The organism is Kutzneria viridogrisea DSM 43870 (genome assembly GCF_000525635.1).
GTDB lineage: Bacteria > Actinomycetota > Actinomycetes > Mycobacteriales > Pseudonocardiaceae > Kutzneria > Kutzneria viridogrisea.
On sequence record NZ_CP007155.1, the window covers coordinates 6,593,034 to 6,610,506 of the forward strand.

The following is a 17,473-nucleotide window of genomic DNA, read 5'->3' on the forward strand; positions in this document are numbered from 1 at the left end:
ATTCGTTACGGCCCACGATCGACCACGGCGAGCGCTACACCGAGCTGAACGCCGAGGCCAACGCCGGGGTGCTCGCCGAGTCGAACGCGATCTCGAACTCCGCGGCGATCGGCTCGACCTCCTGTGCCGAAACGGGTTCCGGTCCACCGATCATCCGGGCCAGCGCGCGGACCGTCACGTGCTCGAACAGGTCGGCCACGGTGAAGATCGGGCCGAGTTCGCGGGTGCAGTGCAGGTGGAAGCGCATCAGCCCGAGGCTGGAGGCGCCCGCCTGGAAGAAGGTCTGGTCCGGGCCGATGGGCGAGCCGGTCGCCTGCTCGAACAGCTCCGCCAGCTGCGCCTCGCGGGGTGAGAGCATGGGCCGGTTCGCGGGGCCGCCACGGCGCAGGTCCTCGCCGGGTGCGCGCAACGCCGCCGCCCGGTCGACCTTGCCGCTGGGGGTACGCGGCAGGTCGGCCAGCAGGCGGAACCGGTCCACTCGGGCGTGTGCGGGCAGGAACTGCGCCAGGTGGGCGGCGAGTTCCTCAGCAGTGGGCCGCTGACGGCACTGCACGCAGGCCACCAGGCTGTCCCCGTCACGGACCACTGCGGCGTTGACGACCTCCGGGTGCCGCAACAGTGCCGCCTCGACCTGTCCGAGCTCCAGGCGGTAACCGCTCAGCTTGATCTGCTGGTCCTCGCGGCCCACGAAGTGCAGCAGGCCGTCCCGGTCGAAGTACGCCTTGTCCCCACTGCGGTAGCACAGGCCGACCCCGGGCAGTTCCACGAAGCGCTCGGCGTCGCGTTCGGGGTCGCCCAGGTAGCAGCGCCGCGCGGCCAGGCCGCCGATCAGCAGGTCGCCCACGCAGCCCGGGGGCACGGCCTGGTCGGACTCGTCCACCACGCGCAGCACCGCGTTGGGCACCGGCCTGCCGATCGCCGGGCGCTCCGGCCACCGGGCCGGGTCCCCGTCCAGGCACAGGCTGCTCACCACGTGCGTCTCGGTGGGGCCGTAGTGGTTGAACAGGCGCGCCCCCGGCAGGCCCGCGAACCAGCGGCGGATCGCCTCCGTGCAGACCAACTGCTCGCCCGCGGTGACCACGTCGCGCAGCCGTGAGGGGTAGCGCCCCAACCGGACGCCGTGCTCGGCGAGCAGTTGCAGGGCCACGTACGGCAGGAAGATCCGCTCCACCCCGGCGGACTCCAGCTGGTCCAACAGCGCGGGCACGTCGTGGCGCCAGTCGGGCCGCACCAGGTGCAGGCAGCCACCCGAGGACAGCGTGCCGAAGACCTCCTGGAAGGACACGTCGAAGGACAGCATGGAGAACTGCTGGGTCGCGGCGGGCAACGCCAGGCCGCCGGACCCGGCCTGCCACTGGAGCAGGTTGACCAGGGTCCGGTCGGGGACCTGCACACCCTTGGGCGTCCCGGTGGAGCCGGAGGTGAACAGGGTGTAGAGCGGGCGGGTGCCCTCGTGCGGCGGTACGGCGGGCGCCTCGGCGGCCGACAGCACGACCGGGTGCCGGGGCACGTCACCGGGGTCGATGGCGTCGAACTCGGCGCCGGGCGCGAGCAGCACGCACAACGGGTCGACCTGCTCGATGACCTGCCGGAGCAGGTCGGGCGGGTAGGCCGGGTCCAGCGGCACGGCGGTCAGGTTGAGCTTGGCCAGCGCCAGCAACGAGACCACGTGCTCCACGGAGGGCTCGAAGTACAGGGCCACGCTGCACGAGCCCGTCGGGGCGGGCAGCTCGGCGGCCAGCGCCGTCGCGTAGGCGTCGAGTTCGGCGTAGCTGACCGGGCCGTCCGCGGACATCAGGGCCGGGGCCTGGGGCGTGAGCACGACCTGCCTGGCGACCAGGTCGGCGATCGTCTTGCTGTGCAACGGCGTCTGCTCGCCGCGGCCGTGCTCGGGCAGCGATCGGCGGTAGGAGGCCACGAGCTCGGCGGGCGTCGCGGCGCCACCCGCGGCGAGCAGGTCGAGCCCGCGCTCGAACAGCTCGGCCATCGCCACGACCTCGACGGTCTCGAAGCAGTCCTGGGCGTACTCCCAGAGGCAGTCGAAGCCCTCCGGTCCGGCCACGACGGACATGGTCAGCGGGCACTTGGCCGCGGCCGGTACCGGCCACAGTGGACGGACCGCGCAGCCGGGCAGCGCCAGCGCGGAGAACTCGGTGTTCTCCAGCACGAACAGGAAGTCGATCGGCGACTGTCCCGCGGCGAGCACGTCGGACAGCGCGACCTCCTGGCGGTCCAGCACCTCCCGCGTGGCAGCGCCCAGCCTCAGCAACTGCCCGCGCAGGTCCTCGCCGGGCACGACGTCCTGCGGCAGCAGCACGGTGTTGGCGAACATGCCGACGCTGGACTCGAACTCCTGGACCGGCCGGTTCGCGACCGGACTGGCCACGCACGGGCTCCGCCGCCCGGTGACCCCGTACAGGCTCCAGACGTAGACCCCGAGCAGCAGCTGGAAACGGGTCAGGCCCAGCTCCGCGCAGAGCCGGTCCACCTGCTCGCGGCGCGCGGTGTCCAGGGTGGTGTGCAGCAGTGCCGCCGCCGGGGACTTGGCCGGGCGCAACGGTTCCGGCGCGCGGTCCACCTGCGCGTAGTGGGCGCGCAGCTCCTCGCACTTGGCGAGGTAGGCCGGGCTGGCGAACCACTCCGTCTGCCAGGCGGCGAAGTCCAGCGGAGTGCGTGCGCTGTCACTGAGCGGGGTCTGCGCGTACCCGGCCGACAGGTCGCGGAGCAGCACGTTGAGCGACCAGCCGTCGACCGCGATGTGGTGCAGGCACAGCAGGAGCTCGCCCCCGCCTTGTCCGGGTACCCAGCTCGCGCGCAGCATGTGGTGCTGTGCGAGGTCGAAGGCCGTGCCGAAGAACTCATCACGGCTGGATTCGGTCCATGGGTCGTACGGCTCGCACACCACCTGGCGCAGGCCCTCGGTGGTCGCCTCGAACGAGGTGCGCAGCGCCGGGTGGCGTTCCACCAAGCCGCGCAGTGCACCCCGCAGTGCCGCGGCGTCCACCTCACCGTCAATGCGGAAGGCCAGGTTCACGTTGTACGCCAAGGACTGCGGGGAACTCTGCTGGAACAGCCAGAGCCGCTGCTGCTCGCTGGTGGCCGGTGCCGAGCTCGCGCCCGTCGGAGCGGCGGGCACCGGGTAGGCCCTGGTCGTGCCCGTCCTGGCCGCGGCGATCGTGGCGGCCAACTCGGCGAAGTCGCCGTGCAGGACAACGGATTGTGGCAGTTCACAGCCCCAGCGCTGCCGTGCGGCGAACCGCAGTCGCAGCGCCTTGAGCGAGTCGCCGCCACCGGCGATCCAGTGGTCGCCCAGCCGGGGGTCGGCAATCCCGAGCACCTGCGACACCAGGTCCAGGACCTCGCGCTGCCAGGCCGTAACTGCGGTGTCCTCAGTGGACTCACGGCGCCAGGGCCGGTCCTCGCGGCTCAGCAGCGCGGCCTGGTCCACCTTGCCGTTGGCGTTGAGCGGCAACGCATCCACCCGGTACACGTGGTGCGGTCGCATGTAGGACGGCAGCTCCCCGGCGAGGTGCCGGTCGAACTCCTCGTAGGACAGGTCTTCCGCGACCAGGTAGGCCAACAGCTCGTTCGGGCCGTGCGCGCCGTCGCGCCGGGTGCACACGTAGGCCTGCCGGACCGTCGGGTGCGCCAGGATCCGCCGCTCCAGCTCGCCCGGTTCGACCCGGAAGCCGCGGACCTTCACCTGGCGGTCGGTGCGCCCGACGTACTCCACGAGCCCCTCGGCGTCGGCGCGCACCAGGTCGCCGGTGCGGTAGTAGCGCTCGCGGCCCTCGTCGTACCAGGGCAGGGTCACGAACCGGTGCGCGGTCTCCTCGGGCAGGTTGCGGTAGCCGGCGGCAAGCCCGTCACCGGCCAGGTGCAGCTCGGCCAGCTCACCGGGTTCGGCCGTGCGCTCGGCCCCGGGCACCACCAGCAGCGCCTCGGTCCCGGGCAGCGGCCTGCCGATCGGCACCGAGTCCCCGCCGAACTCGCGCGGGATCGGGTGGCTCAGCGCGAAGGTCGTGGACTCCGTTGGCCCGTAACCGTTGTAGAGCTGGGTGGTGCTGTCGGGGTTGTCGCGGTACCAGCGGCGGATCAGCGCGGCGTTGAGCTGCTCGCCGCCCACCAGGACCTGGCTGGCCGCGGCGAAGCAGTCCGGCACCGCGTCCACGACCGCGTTGAACAGCGCGGCGGTCATCCACACGGTGTCCACGCGCTCGCGGCGCAGCGCGGCGGCCAGTTCGTGCGGGGTCTGCACCGCCTCGTCGGCGAGCACCACGCAGCAGCCGCCGGTCAGCAGCGGCACCCAGACCTCGAAGCTCAGCGCGTCGAAGGCCGGGTTGGACAGGCAGGAGTAGCGCGTGCCCGGCTCGATCCGGAGGTAGCCGGGCCGGGCCAGCCGCAGCACGCCCGCGTCGCGGACCTCCACGCCCTTGGGACGGCCCGTGGTTCCCGAGGTGTAGAACAGGAACGAGGCGGGTGCGGGCGGTTCCGGCTCGCCCACCTCGCCGGGTTGCGCCGCGAGCAGGTCGGCCACCGCGAGCGGTCGCACGGAGTCGGGCAGATCGGCGGGCGGCGTGTCCCCGTGGATCAGGGCCACGGCCGCCGAGTCGGTGAGGATGTGCCTGCGGCGCGCGGCCGGGCTCTGGCCGTCCAGCGGCACGACCTGGGCGCCCAGCCGCAGGACGCCGAGCATGGCGCAGATCAGCTGCCAGGAGCGGGGCAGGCCGATCGCCACCGCCTGCCCCGGCTGGACCCCGCTACGGGAAAGCGCTTGCGCGACAACCGATCCCGCGGCGTCCAGAGCGGCGTAGTCCAGCCGGTGCGCGCCGTCGACCACCGCCACGGCCTCCGGCGTGCGCAGGGCCTGGGCGTGCACCCCCTGGGCCACGCTGGTTCTGCCGCTCATGCGGGGATCCGGTCCAGCTCGGCGCTCTCCAGCATGTCCCAGTGGCCGCAGTCCACCTTGTCCTCGCCCTCAGCCGTGGCTTGCACGAACGGCACCTGTGGGTCGTCGCGCATTAGCCCATGTAGACGATCGTCTGCATTCTCACTCTCAGTGAGGCCGTAGACCGTCAGGGTGAGATCGATGGCTGATGATCCGATCACCTGATGCCCCTCGCCACCAACCCCCACCAGGACGGTGCGCAGCGACTCGTGCCTGACCACCAGCGGGTCCATGGCACGGGCGAACACCTCGTGGTGGCGGTTTCCTCGCAGGTCAAAGGCCATCGGCCGGTTGTCGGCCGCGCCGGCCCCGGCAACCCGCGCCAAGGCCCACATCTGCTGCTGGGCGTACGAGGGCAGCACCATGCCGACGGATCATCCCCTCCCGCGCTCACTCCCCGAAGTCAGTTAATACCCGCTCGGGGCCTTGACACAAAAATTCTGTGTCCTGGATTACGTCAAGGACTGCCCTGGAGTACACGCCGGGCATGACAGCGGGCCGAGTGCGTGGGGGAAATGCCGGGCTCTAGACCTCGGCGCAGCAGCTCAGGTCGAGGACCCGTGCGTCCTGCGGGCGTAGGCGCGTGCGGCGCGGATCCGGTCCCCGCAGCGCACCGAGCACCACTGCCGCGCGCCGTGCGTGCGCACCAGGAAGCGCGAGCAGGGGGCGGCCCCGCAGGCGGCGAGCTTGTCGGCACCGGGCCCGGTGAGCAGGTCCACGGCGTCCACGGCGATGCGGGCGAGCAAGTGGTCGGTGGCCTGGTCCAGCGGGTGCCTGGCGGAGCGGTGCAGGCCCTGGGCGGGGTCCCAGGCAAGCAGCCCGGCGGTGGGGGCGGCGGTCAGCGCGGTGTTGACGGCGGCGATGGCCGCGGCGGGCGGCGGGCTCGCCGAGGTGGCGCAGGCCAGCAGGGTGCGCAGCGCCTGACGCAGGGCGTGCAGCCGGGTGGTGCAGGGTTCGCCGAAGCCCACGTGCTCGGGCAGCAGCGAGCGCCCGATGAGCCACGATCCGGCCAGCTCCGGGTCGGCGATCAGGTCGGCACTGCCCGCCGGGGTGGTCTGCACGGTGTTGACCAGGGCCAACGCCGGGTGCTGGTCCTCGCCCGGGGCGGGCGGCAGCGCAGCGGTCCGCACGGTTCTCATGCTAACCCATTGCGTCTCGCGTGAGACGTGGACTACGGTTCATCACGTCAAATCAAGCGATTCTCCGTGAGGTAACCATGTCCGACCCCCAGTTCCGCGTGCTCGGCGGCCCCACCGTGCTGATCGAGATCGGCGGCCTGCGCCTGCTCACCGACCCGACCTTCGACCCCGCTGGCGAGTACCCCACAGGAGGCAGGGCGCTGGTCAAGACCCGGCCCGCCCCGGTGCGGGCCGCCGAGCTGGGACGGCTGGACGCGGTGCTGCTCTCCCACGACGAGCACCCGGACAACCTGGACCACTCCGGCCGCGAACTGCTGGCCGAGGTGCCGCTCGTGCTGACCACCGCCAGCGGGGCCGGGCGCCTTGGCGGGACCGCGCGCGGACTTCAGCCCTGGCAGACCCACGGGCTGACCAGGCCGGACGGCGGGGTGCTGGTGGTGACCGCCGTGCCCGCCCAGCACGGGCCGGAGGGCTGCGAGCCGGTGACCGGGGACGTGATCGGCTTCGTGCTGACCGGGCAGGGCGTGCCAACGGTCTACGTCAGCGGGGACAACGCCTCGATCGAGGTGGTGGAGCGGATCGCCGAGCGCTTCGGGCCGGTGGACACGGCCGTGCTGTTCGCGGGCGCCGCACGCACTCCCCTGCTCGACGGGGCGCTGCTCACCCTGGACAGCGAGTTGGCCGCGCGCGCGGCGAGCCTGCTCGGGGCGCGTCGCGTGGTGCCCGCGCACCTGGACAGCTGGGCGCACTTCACCGAGGGCCTGACCGAGTTCGTCGGCGCCTTCACCGCCGCGGGCATCGCCGACCGGCTCGTCCTGGACTGAGGCCGGGTCAGAGCCAGCCGCGCCGCGCCGCCTGCACCCCGGCCTGGAACCGGTTGGTCGCCCCGAGCTGTTCCAGCAGGGCGGCCACCCGTCGCACCACGGTCCGCCGCGAGAGGTCGAGCCGCCGCGCGATCGCCTCGTCGGTGGCCCCGCTGGCCATCAGCACCAGGATGCCCCGGTCCCTGCGGTCGATCTCGGCCCCGGTGTCGGCCACCGAGACCGGCACGGCGAGCTTCCACAGGGTGTCGAACACCTGGCACAGCGTGGTGAGCAGGGCGGAGGGGCGCACCACGAGCGCCACGAAGTCGGACCGGTCCTCGGTCTCCAGGGTGACCACCGCGAGGTCCTCGTCCCCGATGTGCAGCTTCATCGGCGGCTCGGCCAGGGTGCGGGCCTGCTCCCCCGCCTCGATCATGCGGGCCATGTTCGGCCCGACGACCGGGTCCGAGCAGGCCGACTCGTAGTAGAGGAAGTGATAGGCGATCCCGGCGGCCATCCGCTCGCGCTGGATGACCTCCTGGTCCGCGTAGTAGCCGGTGGAACCGTAGTACGGGGGCCGGTCGATGCCCCGCACCGAGCGCCGGGCGCCGCTTTGCAGGCGCTGGAGCGTGGCCAGGATGCGCTCGCCGCCCTCCACCACCTCCAGCGCCGGGTAGCTGCCGCTGTCCTGCCGTGCGGTGCGGAACAGCCGTTCCAGCTCGATCCCGGTCCGCCGCACGCCGACCCGTCGCGCGGCCTCCCGCTGCAACAGGGCCTCGGTGACCTCGGCGGGCGACTGCGCGTCCCAGACCTCGGCCTGGGGGTCCACCACCAGCACCGCGCCCTCGGCGGACAGCTCGGCCAGGCTCGCGCGCACCGCGTCACCGGCCAGCCCGGTGCGGGCCGCCAGCTCGGCAACGCGGGACCGGGGAGAGCTCACCAGAGCCCGGTAGACCTGGCCTTGGGCGGAGTCCGGGTCCAGCGCGTCCAGCACGCAGTGGACCCTAGGCGGCGGCTCGGACCGGGGTCAATCGGCCGATGGCTCACCTGCGCCACGGCCCAACTGAGACAGCGCGTCCGGGCCCGCCCGCCCCGTGACAGACGACAGAATCGCACTCGCCTGGCGGGGGCCGGGCACACAACGCGATGGGGGAATCGAAGTGATGGAGCAGGTGCCGGACCTGCACCTGGGCGAACTGGCCACACCGCTGGTGGACGCGCTGCACAACGTGTGGGAGGGCTACTTCGGCGCCCCGGTCCCGCCGGGCGCCACCAACTGGAACGCCTACACCCACGAGCAGCTCTACCAGATGCTGTGGACCAACGCCGATCCCGCGGACGTGGCGGCGGTGTCCGAGGAGTGGGGGCGGCACGGCACCGAGTTGCGCGGGCACGCCGACAGCCTGCGCGAACAGCGTGACGCGCTGCGGGCGAACTGGTCGGGCCAGGCGGCCGAGCTGGCCTCGGACCGGATCGGCGCGCTGGGCGAGCGGGCCGCCGACAGTGGTGCCCGCGCGGGCACCGTGCAGCAGGCAGCGGGCAGTGCGGGCGAGGCACTGGCCACCGCGCGCAGTTCCATGCCGCGGCCGCCGGGCGACCCGACGGGGCTGGCGCTGGCCAGCGGCCTGGCCGGTGCCGCGGCGGGCGCGGCGGTCGGCGGCGTGGTCGGGGCGGGCGCGGCCGGGGTCGGCGCGGCGCCGGGCGCCGCGATCGGTGCGGCCGTGGGGGCGGTGGCCGGGGCGGGCGGCAGCATGTTCCTGGCCAACGTGGCCGCCGCCGAGCGCAAGGCCGAGGCGGTGCACGTGATGCAGCGCTACGAGCAGAGCCTGGCCAGCAGCGGACAGGCCATCGCACCGGCCGCCGCCCGTTCATCCACAGTGGACAGTCAGCAGGGCGCGGTCGCGGAGACCGGCCTCGCCGGGTACGCCGGGGGCGGCGGCTCGGCAGGTGGCGGCGGCGTGCCGTGGCGGCAACTGGTCGGTGCCTCGCCGCTGGGCGCGGGTCAGCTGGGCGCGGGACCGGCCGCCGGTTTCGGCGGGGCCTTCGAGCGCGCGCTGCTGGCGCGGGCCGGGGCCCCGCCGGGACCGGTCGGGGCCAGCGGCGGCATGCCGCCGGGCGGTGCGCGCGGTCGCGGCGAGCGCGAGGAGCAGCACCGCAACCGCATGCCCACCGTGGACAACCAGCTGTTCGCACTGGACGAGCAGGTGACCAACCCGGTCATCGGGCTGGCACCGGACAGGGGTGAGTCGTGAACTCCGGGTACCAGGTCATTCCGCAGGAACTCACCACGCAGGCCAGCGCGCTGGCCGCGCTCGGCGAGCAGACCACCGCCCTGGTGGCCTCGGCGGGGCGGCTGGCCGAGCGGCTGCCCCAGCTCGGCACCGCACCGCCCGCCCTGCACCTGGCCGCCCGGCTGCGCGAGGCGGCGGGCCGGTCCGGGCTCACCGGGGAGGTCACCGCCGCCGACACCGAACTGTCCGACTGCCACCAGGCGCTGCGCGGCACGCTGGCCACCTACCTGGACACCGAGGCCGCCATCGCGCGGTCCCTGCGCGCCCCGGACGGTGACCCGGCATGACCCACTTCGGACTGGTCGAGCTGGACCTGCTCAGCGCGCACGCGGGCGTGCCCTTCCCGTTCCCGCTGCGGGTGCCCAGCTTCGGCCGGATCCCCGGTGAGCGCGAACTGCTGCTGGCCGCCGCCGGACAGACCCTGTGCGCCAGCGGGCTGGCCGAGGAGAGCGGGCCCGTCGGCGAGGCCGCCGAGGTCGTCACGGCCCTGCGCGAGCACCGGGGCACCGTGCACCTGGTGCTGGTCACCGGCGAGGGCGCGGTCGGGGTCGCGGCCCTGGTCTACCGGTCCTGGGCACTGGTCTGCCGCCAGCAGCTGGACGAGGACCCCGCGGGCACCGTGGCGGTCCAGCGGGTCGCCGACACGGCGCTGGCCGAGCACCTGCTCGCGCTGGTGCCCGAGGTGGCGCCCGCGAGGTCGATGCCGATCACCCTGCCCGCGCTGGCCGTGCGCAGGGCCGGTGCCGAACAGGAGGGGCAGCTGCGCGACCTGGTCCGCGACTGCGGCGGCGACCCGCAGGCCCTGGACCGGCTCGCCCACCTGCTGCCGAGCCTGAGCGGCCGGGGTCAGTTCGGCGCCACCCGCCGCACGGACACGGGCCGCACCAGGGCGGGCACCGAACTGTCCTGGTTGGACGGTCCGAGTGGACGGTTGCGGGTGAGCAGCGCCGAGGACGACTGGGTGAGCGTCAACCCGTTGCGGCAGCGAGAACTCCAGTCGGCGGTGGCGGAACTGTCCGCGGCCGCCCGCTGCTGAACCCGCCTACCGCACGGCGTGCGCGTCGGCCATCAGCTTGACGTACCAGGCGGCGTCCGGGTGGTTGGTGGCCGGATAGTTGGCCAGCGGGGTGGTCGCGCGGCCCGGGTCGTCGAAGTCCCAGCCGCGCACCACGTGGCCCGCCTTGCGCGCCTCGGTGATGAACGAGGTGTTGCTGGAGGGCGCCCCGTAGAACAGGGCGGTGCGCTGCAACTCGGTGCCATCGTCAGGCTGGTACTCGACGAAGGCCAGCTGCTCGTAGCGGATGTTCTCGGCGGCGGCCCGGTCGGTGCTGGCGCGCAGGGTGTCGGCGGGTGAGGCGCCGTCCGAGCCGGTGGACACGGTGACCTTGGCCGAGCCGCTGGCCGAGACGTTGGTGGCGGGCAGGGCGTCGGAGGTCCGGGCGTTGCCGGTCCAGGACACCGACAGGGCACCGGCGTCCAGCGCGCCCTTCCACTCCCAGTTCTGGCTGCCCGACTGGCTGCGGTGCACCTCGCGCAGCGCGCTGCCGCCGGGGCTGGTGAACCGGACGGTGGGCTGCACCCCGCTGTCGTACTTCCTGCTGGCGGACCAGGTGATCGCGCCGTCGGCACCGAGGCGGCCCACGTGGTACCAGAGGGTGTCAGCGGTCTCGGACTTGTGCACCTCCACGAGCAGGCCCTGGTCGTTGAGCGCGACGGCGGGCGTGGTGCCGGTGTCGTACCTTTCGTGTCGGTTCCAGGTGATCCGGCCGTCGGACCCGTAGGTGCCCGTCCACAGCCACAGGTCCCCGCCGCCGGAGTCGTGCACCTCCACGACCTGGCCGTGGCTGTTGATCGCGACGGCCGGGTGCCGGCCCGAGTCGTGCCGGTAGCCCAGGCGCGAGGTCCGGTCCCCGGACAGCAGGGCCAGCACCCGGCCGCGCGCGGACTCGACGGTCGGCAACGCGGCGTTGTCCTTGGCCAGCAGCAGCCTGGACCCGAAGACCGCGCGCAGCTCCTGGTTGAGGGCCGTGGCGTTGCCATCGGCGGGCGAGCCCGCGCTGGTCAGGTCGTTCTTCAGGTCCAGCATGACCGTCAGCGGGGCGTGCGAGGGGTGCGCCGCGGACCAGTCGTTGATCACCCGCAGCCAGTCGCGCAGCGCGTTGGAGGCCGGGTTGCCCGCGTGGTCCACGGCGTCACCGGGCCCGGAGTGGCCGATCGCGTAGTCGTGCAGGGTGCCGAAATCGCTGGTGTAGATGTCCAGCTCGATGAAGCGCACCCCGGCGTCGAGCTGCTGGGTGATGGACCCCTTGGTGCCGTCCACGTTGCCCGAATAGCTGTTGTGCGTCGCGCGGAAGACCGCAGAGGCGAAGGGCGTGACCTCCACCGGGGTGGCCGCGGCCGCGGCGCCGGACGTCGTCAGGGCCAACGCGAGCAGCCCGCTCACCACACGGTGCATTCCTGTGCCCCCAGGCAGTCAGTTCGTGCGCGGCGAGCCTAACGCGCGGGTTCGGGCAGCACCAGCCTCGGCGGTAGCTGATCAGAAGGCGGTACAGACCGCGGCGGGCGGCACTAGAGTGTGACCATGGTCGACCCGCTGCGCCGCTACGGATCGCTGCTGGACAAGGACGTTCCAGCCGGAGATCCGGTCCGCGTGGCCGTGACCTCCGAGGCGGCCGGCGGAGTGGTCGCCGAGCGGCTGCTGGACCTGTTCCGCGCGGAGCCGGGGCTGGACCGGGTGGCGCTGGCGGTGGACGGCCAGGTCATCGGCACCGTCACGCGGGACCGGCTGCTGGAGCTGGCCGCACGGGTCGAGGAGGGCACGCGCTCGGCTGGTGACGGGGACGGCGCGACCCTGCCTGGCCGGTCCACGGGGTACGTGCTGCTGCGGTTCCGCTGCCCGAGCTGTCCCGCGGAGGTGCGGTTGCTGTTCCTGGACGACTCGCCGCCGCGGTGCCCCGAGGGGCACGGGTCGATGGAGCGCGTGCGGTGAGCGTGGACGCGGCCCTGCGCACGGCGCGGGAGGTGTTCGGCCTGCGCTTCCTCGTGGTCGGCTGCGTGCCGACGATCGCGGCCTGCGCCTTCCTGCTGCTGCTGGCCTTCGCCGGGGCGCCCGGCCCGCTGCGGTTCGCCGACGCGTGGCAGGCGATCGCCGGGCTGAACCTGGGCCAGCTCGTGCTCGGCGCGCTGGGGCTGGTCGTGCTGGCTGTGCTGGTGCAGCCCCTTCAGCTGCCGATGGTGCGCCTGCTGGAGGGCTACTGGCCGCGCTGGGCCGCGCTGCCAAGGCGGTACGGCACCTGGCGGCAGACCGGGCGGCGGCGCAGGCTGGCCCGCGCCGCCGAACTGCCCGAGGCCGCCGACCACGCCGCCGTGCAGCGCGCGGGCCAGGCGGGCACGGTGTTGCGCAGGCTGTTCCCGGTGGGCGGCGCACCGCTGCTGCCCACGGCGCTGGGCAACGCGCTGGCGGCGGCCGAGTCGCGGGCCGGCCGGGAGTACGGGCTGGACGGGGTGGTGGCCTGGCCGAGGCTCTACCTGGTGCTGGACGAGACGACCCGCTCGGTGGTCGACGACCGGCGCAACGCGCTGGACGGCATGGTGCGGCTGTCGGTGACGGCGGTCGTGGCGGGGGTGGCCGCCGGGGCCCTGCTCGCCGGGTCGGGGTGGTGGCTGCTGCTGGCGCTGGCCCCGCTGGTGATCGCGCGCATCGCCTACCGGGGTGCCGTGCACGAGGCCGTGGCGTACGGGGAGGCGGTGCAGACGGCCTTCGACCTGAACCGGTTCGAGCTGCTGCGCAGGCTGCGGCTGCCGATGCCCGCCGACCAGGACGCCGAGCGCGAGGCGAACGAGGTGCTGTGCACCCTGTGGCGGCAGGCCCCAGGTGATCGCTCGCTGCCGCTGACCTACGAGCACCCCGAGCCGAAGTGACCACCGACTACCTGGCCACCGCGCTGCGGGCCGTCAGCGAGCTGATCGACGGGTACGTCGGTGGCGGGGACCCGGGGCTGGTGCTGGGCAAGCCGGGCTGGGACGAGGCCGAGCGGCTGCTGGCGCTGTCGGTGCGGGACACCCCCGCCGGGCGCCAGGTGGTGCTGTCGGGCGTGCACCGGGTAGCCATGTTCCTGCGGTGCAGAAGGCAGGCGGCGCAGCAGGTCGGGTGGGCCCTGGGCGAGGAGGAGCTCGAGCTGGCCGAGGCCCTGCTCGGGCTGCTGGCGCAGATCAGCCCCGAGCAGCGCGGTCACCAGCACCTGGTCGCCGAGGCGAGTCAGCTGCTGGCCGCCGATCCGTTCAACGCCACGGTGATCCGCTGCGCGCTGACCCGGTTGCGGCAGGCGGTGGAGGTCTCGGTGGGGGCCGAGGACCACGGTCTGGCGCTGGGCAGCCTGGGCGGGTCGCTGGTGGACCTTTACCAGCTCAGCGGGGACCGGGCGGAGTTGCAGGAGGCGATCGCCGTGCTGTGGCGGGCGCTGTCGGAGCTGCCACCTACGGCACCGGTGCGCCCGGTGCTGCACGCGAGCCTGGGCCGGGCGCTGTTCCTGGCGTACGGGGAGGAGCGGGAACCGTCCTGGTTGGACAGTGCGGAGACCGAACTCCGCTCCGCGCTGGCGGAACTGACCTCGCCCGGCGACCGGCTCCCCGCGCTGGCCGACCTCGCCGCCACCCTGGAGGCGCGCGCCCGGCTCACCGGTCAGCCCGAGGACGTGTCCGCGGCGGTGCTCGCCGCGCGTGCGGCCGTAGCGTTGATGCCGCGGGACAATCCCAGTTTCCCTCAGTTCAGCGGGATGCTTGGCAGGCTGCTCGGGCAGCGCTGGGCGAGCGAGGCCGATGAGTCCGTTGTGGACGAATGGGTCGGTGCGATGCGCGCCGCGCTGCCCGCCGAGGTCCTCGCCGAGCGCCGGGTCCAGGAGCCCGAGGCGCTGGCCGTGGACCTGATGGAGCTGGCGACCGCGTTGACGGCCAGCTCCGACCAGCTCGAGGAGGGCGCGCAGGAGCTGGACGAGGCCATCACCCTGCTGCGCGCGGTCGTGCAGTTGTTGCCGGACAGCATGAACGCCCTCAGTGCGCTCGGAGTCACGCTGCGCACGCGTGCCCTGCGCGGCGGGGGACCCGGCACGGACCTGGGCGAGGCGGTGGAACTGCTCACCGCGGCGATGGTCCGCGGCGGCACCGCGGAGGTCGAGGTGGACCTGGGCGAGACCCTGCGGTACCGCTTCGCCGAGACCGGTGCCGAGGCCGACCTGGACAGCGCGATCTCCTCGCTGCGCAGGGCACTGCGCTCCCCCGGGCTGGCGGTCAACTTCCGCTACAAGGCCTCGGTCGGGCTCGGTACGGCCCTGCACTCCAGGTACCTCGCGGGGTCGAACGAGTCCGATCTGGACGAGTCGATCGAGTTCTTCGCCAGGGCGAAGGAACTGTCCACAGTGGAATCCATGGACTGGTTCGACGCCGTGAACGGGCTGGCCGGTGCGCTGCTGGAGCGCTACCAGCGCATGGGCCTGTCGGTGGACATCCAGGACGCGGTCCGCGAGTTCGAGCACCTCGACGAGCTCTCGCCGGCCGACCCCTCGGCCAGGGGCGCGCTGCTGCTGCGCAGGGGAACCGCCTACTGGCAACGACATGCGCACTTCGGGGAGTTCGCCGACTCGACCCGCGCCGTGCAGCTGCTGCGCCAGGCGCTGGAACTGCTGCCACCCGAGGGCACGGCGCACCGGGACGCGCGCATCGTGCTGGGGTCCGCGCTCGCCACCAGGGCACGGCAGCGCGGCAGCAGCATGGAGGGCGCCGAGGCGGTGCGGTGCTTCCAGTCGGCCTTGCTGGGCATGGAGTTGGACGACCCGGAGCGGCCCAACACCTGGGTCAGCCTGGCGCTGGCGCTGTCCGAGCAGGGCCAGCGCATCCGGCAGGTACCGCTGCTGGACGAGGCGGTGCGTGCCTACCGCATGGCACTGGACTTCCAGGCCTCCCACCGCACCCTGGAGAACGCGCGCCTCGGGCTGGGGTCGGCGCTGGCGGTCCGCGCCTCGCTGAGCCGCCAGGTCGCGGACCTGGACGAGGCCGTGCCCGTGCTGCGCGAACTGCTGGCGGTCACCGACCCGCGGCCGGACCGGCACGCCGGGGTGCGGATCAACCTGGCCACCGCGCTGAAGCTGCGCCACGAACTGGTCGGTGACCGCGGCGACCTGCACGAGGCCATCGCGGCCGTGACCGAGGGCATGGCCAGGTCCACCGAGACGACCGAACCGTTGCTGCGCGTGCACCTCGCGGAGCTGTTGCGGGCCAGGGACGAGCCCGGTGACGCCACGGCGGCGCACGAGGCGTTCCGCGAGGTCGCGGGCAATCCCCGGGTGCCGAGCTGGCTGCGCCTGCACTCCGCGCGGTGCGGCGGGGCGCTGGCGGTGCGGACCGCCCGCTGGGAGGAGGCGGTCAGCGGCTACGCGCAGGCCGTGGACCTGTTGTCGCTGGTGGCGTGGCCGGGCCTGGCCCGCCAGGACCAGCAGGATTACTTGCAGGACAACACCGGGCTGGCCAGTGAGGCGGCGGCGGTCGCGCTGTCGGCGGGCCGCCCGGAGACCGCGGTGGAACTGCTGGAGCACGGGCGGGCGGTGTTGTGGTCGCAGGCCTTGGAGACCCGCGGCGATCCCGCATACGGTTCGGTGGCGCAACTGCGGGAGCAGTGGCCGGAGCTGGCCGGGGAACTGGAGCGGGTGCGCGCCGACCTGCGCGCCGCGGCCGAGGCCGACCTTTCCGAGCTGGCACACCGGGAACAGGAGCTCGTCGCGCGGATCCGCGCCCTGCCGGGGTTCGCGGGGTTCGCGCGCCGCAAGGGTTTCGCCGAGCTGAGGCTGGCCGCGGCGCGGGGTCCCGTCGTGCTGCTGACCGCCAGCCGGGAGCGGTGTGACGCGCTGATCGTCACCGCCGAGCACGAGGTGCGGGTGGTGCCGCTGGAGATCACCCTGGCGCAGACCGCCGAGCAGGCGATCCGGGTGCTGAACTTGCCGCTCGGCAAAGGCTTCGGCGGTTACGTGACGGCCCAGGAGACCCTGCTGGAGGTGCTGGACTGGTTGGCCGACAACGTTGTCGAGCCGGTCCTGCGCGCGCTGCCGGACGCGGGCCGCCTGTGGTGGTGCCCGGTGGGGCCGTTCGCCCTGCTGCCGTTGCACGCCGCCGCGGACCAGGTGGTGTCCTCCTACACCACGACCCTGACCACCTTGCTGCGGGCCAGGAATCGACCGTCCACACAGGACAGGCGCAGGCTCGTCGTCGGCGTGGCGGGCACGCCGCCGCTGCGCAACGTCGCCGAGGAGGTGGCGCTGGTCGAGCGGGGGGGCAGCACCCTGCTGGGCGAGGCGGCCACGGCGGACCGCGTGCTCGCCGAGCTGGCGGGCCACCCGTGGCTGCACATCGCCTGCCACGCCTGGCAGGACACCGGGGACCCCTCGCGCAGTGCGCTGGCGCTGCACGACCGACCGCTGACCGTGGCGGAGATCGCCGGGCAGGACCTGGCGCACGCCGAGTTCGCGTTCCTGTCCGCCTGCGAGACCGCCGCCTCCGCACAGCTGCTCGACGAGTCGATCAGCCTGGCCTCGGCACTGCACCTGGCCGGGTACCGGGACGTGATCGGCACCCTGTGGCCCATCCAGGACCGCTGCGAGCTGGCCGCCGAGGTGTACCGGTCCCTGGACGGCACACCGCCGACCGGTCCCGCCGAGGCCCTGCACCGCGCCGCACACCGGCTCCGGCGCGACCACCCCGACGAGCCCTCCATGTGGGCGGGCTTCCTACACCACGGCCCCTGACACCGGTGGTTCCAGTTCGTGCAGCCAGGCGGTCAGCAGGGACTCCAACTGCGTGGCCTGCCGCGAGGACAGGGCTTCGAGCAGAGTGTGCTCGTTGGCGATGTGCTCGGTGAACGCCGCGTCGAACACCGCCCGGCCGCGCTCGGTGAGGGCCACGACCCGGCCGCGGCCGTCGTGCTCGCTCACCCGACGGGTGACCAGCCCGGCCCGCTCCAGCCGGTCGATGCGCTTGGTGATGCCGCCCGTGGTGACCATCGTGAACGCCGCGAGCTCGCCGGGGGCCCGCTCGTAGGGCTCGCCCGCACGGCGCAGTGCGGCCAGCACGTCGAACTCACCCTCGCTGAGCCCGTGCTGGGCGTACACCTCGCACAGCCGCTCGGTGAGCAGGCCCGCCACCCGGTGCAGCCTGCCGATCACGCCCTGCGGGCTCACGTCCAGGTCGGGTCGTTCGCGGGCCCACTCCCGCTGGATGCGCGCGACCCGGTCGAGCTGTTCGGTCATG

At 73.6% G+C, this 17,473-nt stretch carries 13 protein-coding genes; 7 read left to right on the top strand and 6 right to left on the bottom strand.

Features of this window, described 5'->3' with window-relative positions:
• Positions 1–34: 34 nt before the first annotated feature.
• From KALB_RS29115 to KALB_RS29125, 3 genes are all read right to left on the bottom strand, one after another.
• A complete protein-coding gene (locus KALB_RS29115; protein ID WP_081789585.1) occupies positions 35–4,909 on the bottom strand; it encodes a non-ribosomal peptide synthetase in 4,875 nt (1,624 codons plus the stop codon).
• Positions 4,906–5,313, bottom strand: a complete 408-nt coding sequence (locus KALB_RS29120) for a condensation domain-containing protein (RefSeq protein ID WP_025359209.1) — start codon at positions 5,311–5,313, stop codon at positions 4,906–4,908. Before KALB_RS29120 ends, KALB_RS29115 begins: the two co-directional genes overlap by 4 nt.
• 180 nt (positions 5,314–5,493) lie before the next feature.
• Positions 5,494–6,078 (bottom strand): CGNR zinc finger domain-containing protein, encoded by a 585-nt coding sequence (locus KALB_RS29125; protein ID WP_025359210.1) that lies wholly within the window; start codon positions 6,076–6,078, stop codon positions 5,494–5,496.
• An 86-nt stretch (positions 6,079–6,164) separates the two neighbouring features.
• On the opposite strand from KALB_RS29125, the gene KALB_RS29130 reads away from it, so the two are divergent.
• A complete protein-coding gene (locus tag KALB_RS29130) occupies positions 6,165–6,911 on the top strand; it encodes an MBL fold metallo-hydrolase (RefSeq protein WP_025359211.1) in 747 nt (248 codons plus the stop codon).
• Between the two features lie 7 nt (positions 6,912–6,918).
• Here KALB_RS29130 and KALB_RS29135 read toward each other — a convergent pair whose 3' ends face one another.
• Entirely contained in the window at positions 6,919–7,884 is a 966-nt protein-coding gene (locus KALB_RS29135; protein WP_025359212.1) for a helix-turn-helix transcriptional regulator, read from the bottom strand.
• A gap of 169 nt (positions 7,885–8,053) precedes the next feature.
• On the opposite strand from KALB_RS29135, the gene KALB_RS29140 reads away from it, so the two are divergent.
• Genes KALB_RS29140 through KALB_RS29150 form a run of 3 tightly spaced genes read left to right on the top strand, consistent with a single transcriptional unit; the run spans position 8,054 to position 10,217 of the window.
• Positions 8,054–9,142, top strand: a complete 1,089-nt coding sequence (locus KALB_RS29140; protein WP_148309708.1) for a WXG100 family type VII secretion target — start codon at positions 8,054–8,056, stop codon at positions 9,140–9,142.
• Positions 9,139–9,468, top strand: a complete 330-nt coding sequence (locus KALB_RS29145) for a hypothetical protein (RefSeq protein ID WP_025359214.1) — start codon at positions 9,139–9,141, stop codon at positions 9,466–9,468. The genes KALB_RS29140 and KALB_RS29145 overlap by 4 nt, the downstream gene beginning before the upstream one ends.
• Complete coding sequence (locus tag KALB_RS29150; RefSeq protein WP_025359215.1) at positions 9,465–10,217, top strand: ESX secretion-associated protein EspG; 753 nt, start codon at positions 9,465–9,467, stop codon at positions 10,215–10,217. The genes KALB_RS29145 and KALB_RS29150 overlap by 4 nt, the downstream gene beginning before the upstream one ends.
• A gap of 6 nt (positions 10,218–10,223) precedes the next feature.
• Here the strand turns inward: KALB_RS29150 and KALB_RS29155 are convergent, their stop codons facing one another.
• A complete protein-coding gene (locus KALB_RS29155) occupies positions 10,224–11,636 on the bottom strand; it encodes a phosphatidylinositol-specific phospholipase C domain-containing protein (protein WP_025359216.1) in 1,413 nt (470 codons plus the stop codon).
• Positions 11,637–11,762: 126 nt separating this feature from the next.
• On the opposite strand from KALB_RS29155, the gene KALB_RS29160 reads away from it, so the two are divergent.
• Genes KALB_RS29160 through KALB_RS49970 form a run of 3 tightly spaced genes read left to right on the top strand, consistent with a single transcriptional unit; the run spans position 11,763 to position 16,971 of the window.
• The gene (locus KALB_RS29160; RefSeq protein ID WP_025359217.1) at positions 11,763–12,170 is read left to right on the top strand and encodes a zinc ribbon domain-containing protein; all 408 of its coding nucleotides are present in this window, start codon (positions 11,763–11,765) and stop codon (positions 12,168–12,170) included.
• Complete coding sequence (locus KALB_RS29165; protein ID WP_025359218.1) at positions 12,167–13,102, top strand: hypothetical protein; 936 nt, start codon at positions 12,167–12,169, stop codon at positions 13,100–13,102. The genes KALB_RS29160 and KALB_RS29165 overlap by 4 nt, the downstream gene beginning before the upstream one ends.
• Positions 13,099–16,971, top strand: coding sequence for a CHAT domain-containing protein (locus KALB_RS49970; RefSeq protein WP_025359219.1), 3,873 nt, complete (start codon positions 13,099–13,101; stop codon positions 16,969–16,971). The genes KALB_RS29165 and KALB_RS49970 overlap by 4 nt, the downstream gene beginning before the upstream one ends.
• Here the strand turns inward: KALB_RS49970 and KALB_RS29175 are convergent.
• Positions 16,954–17,472, bottom strand: coding sequence for a MarR family winged helix-turn-helix transcriptional regulator (locus tag KALB_RS29175; protein WP_030109098.1), 519 nt, complete (start codon positions 17,470–17,472; stop codon positions 16,954–16,956). The genes KALB_RS49970 and KALB_RS29175 overlap by 18 nt on opposite strands.
• Position 17,473: the final 1 nt, after the last annotated feature.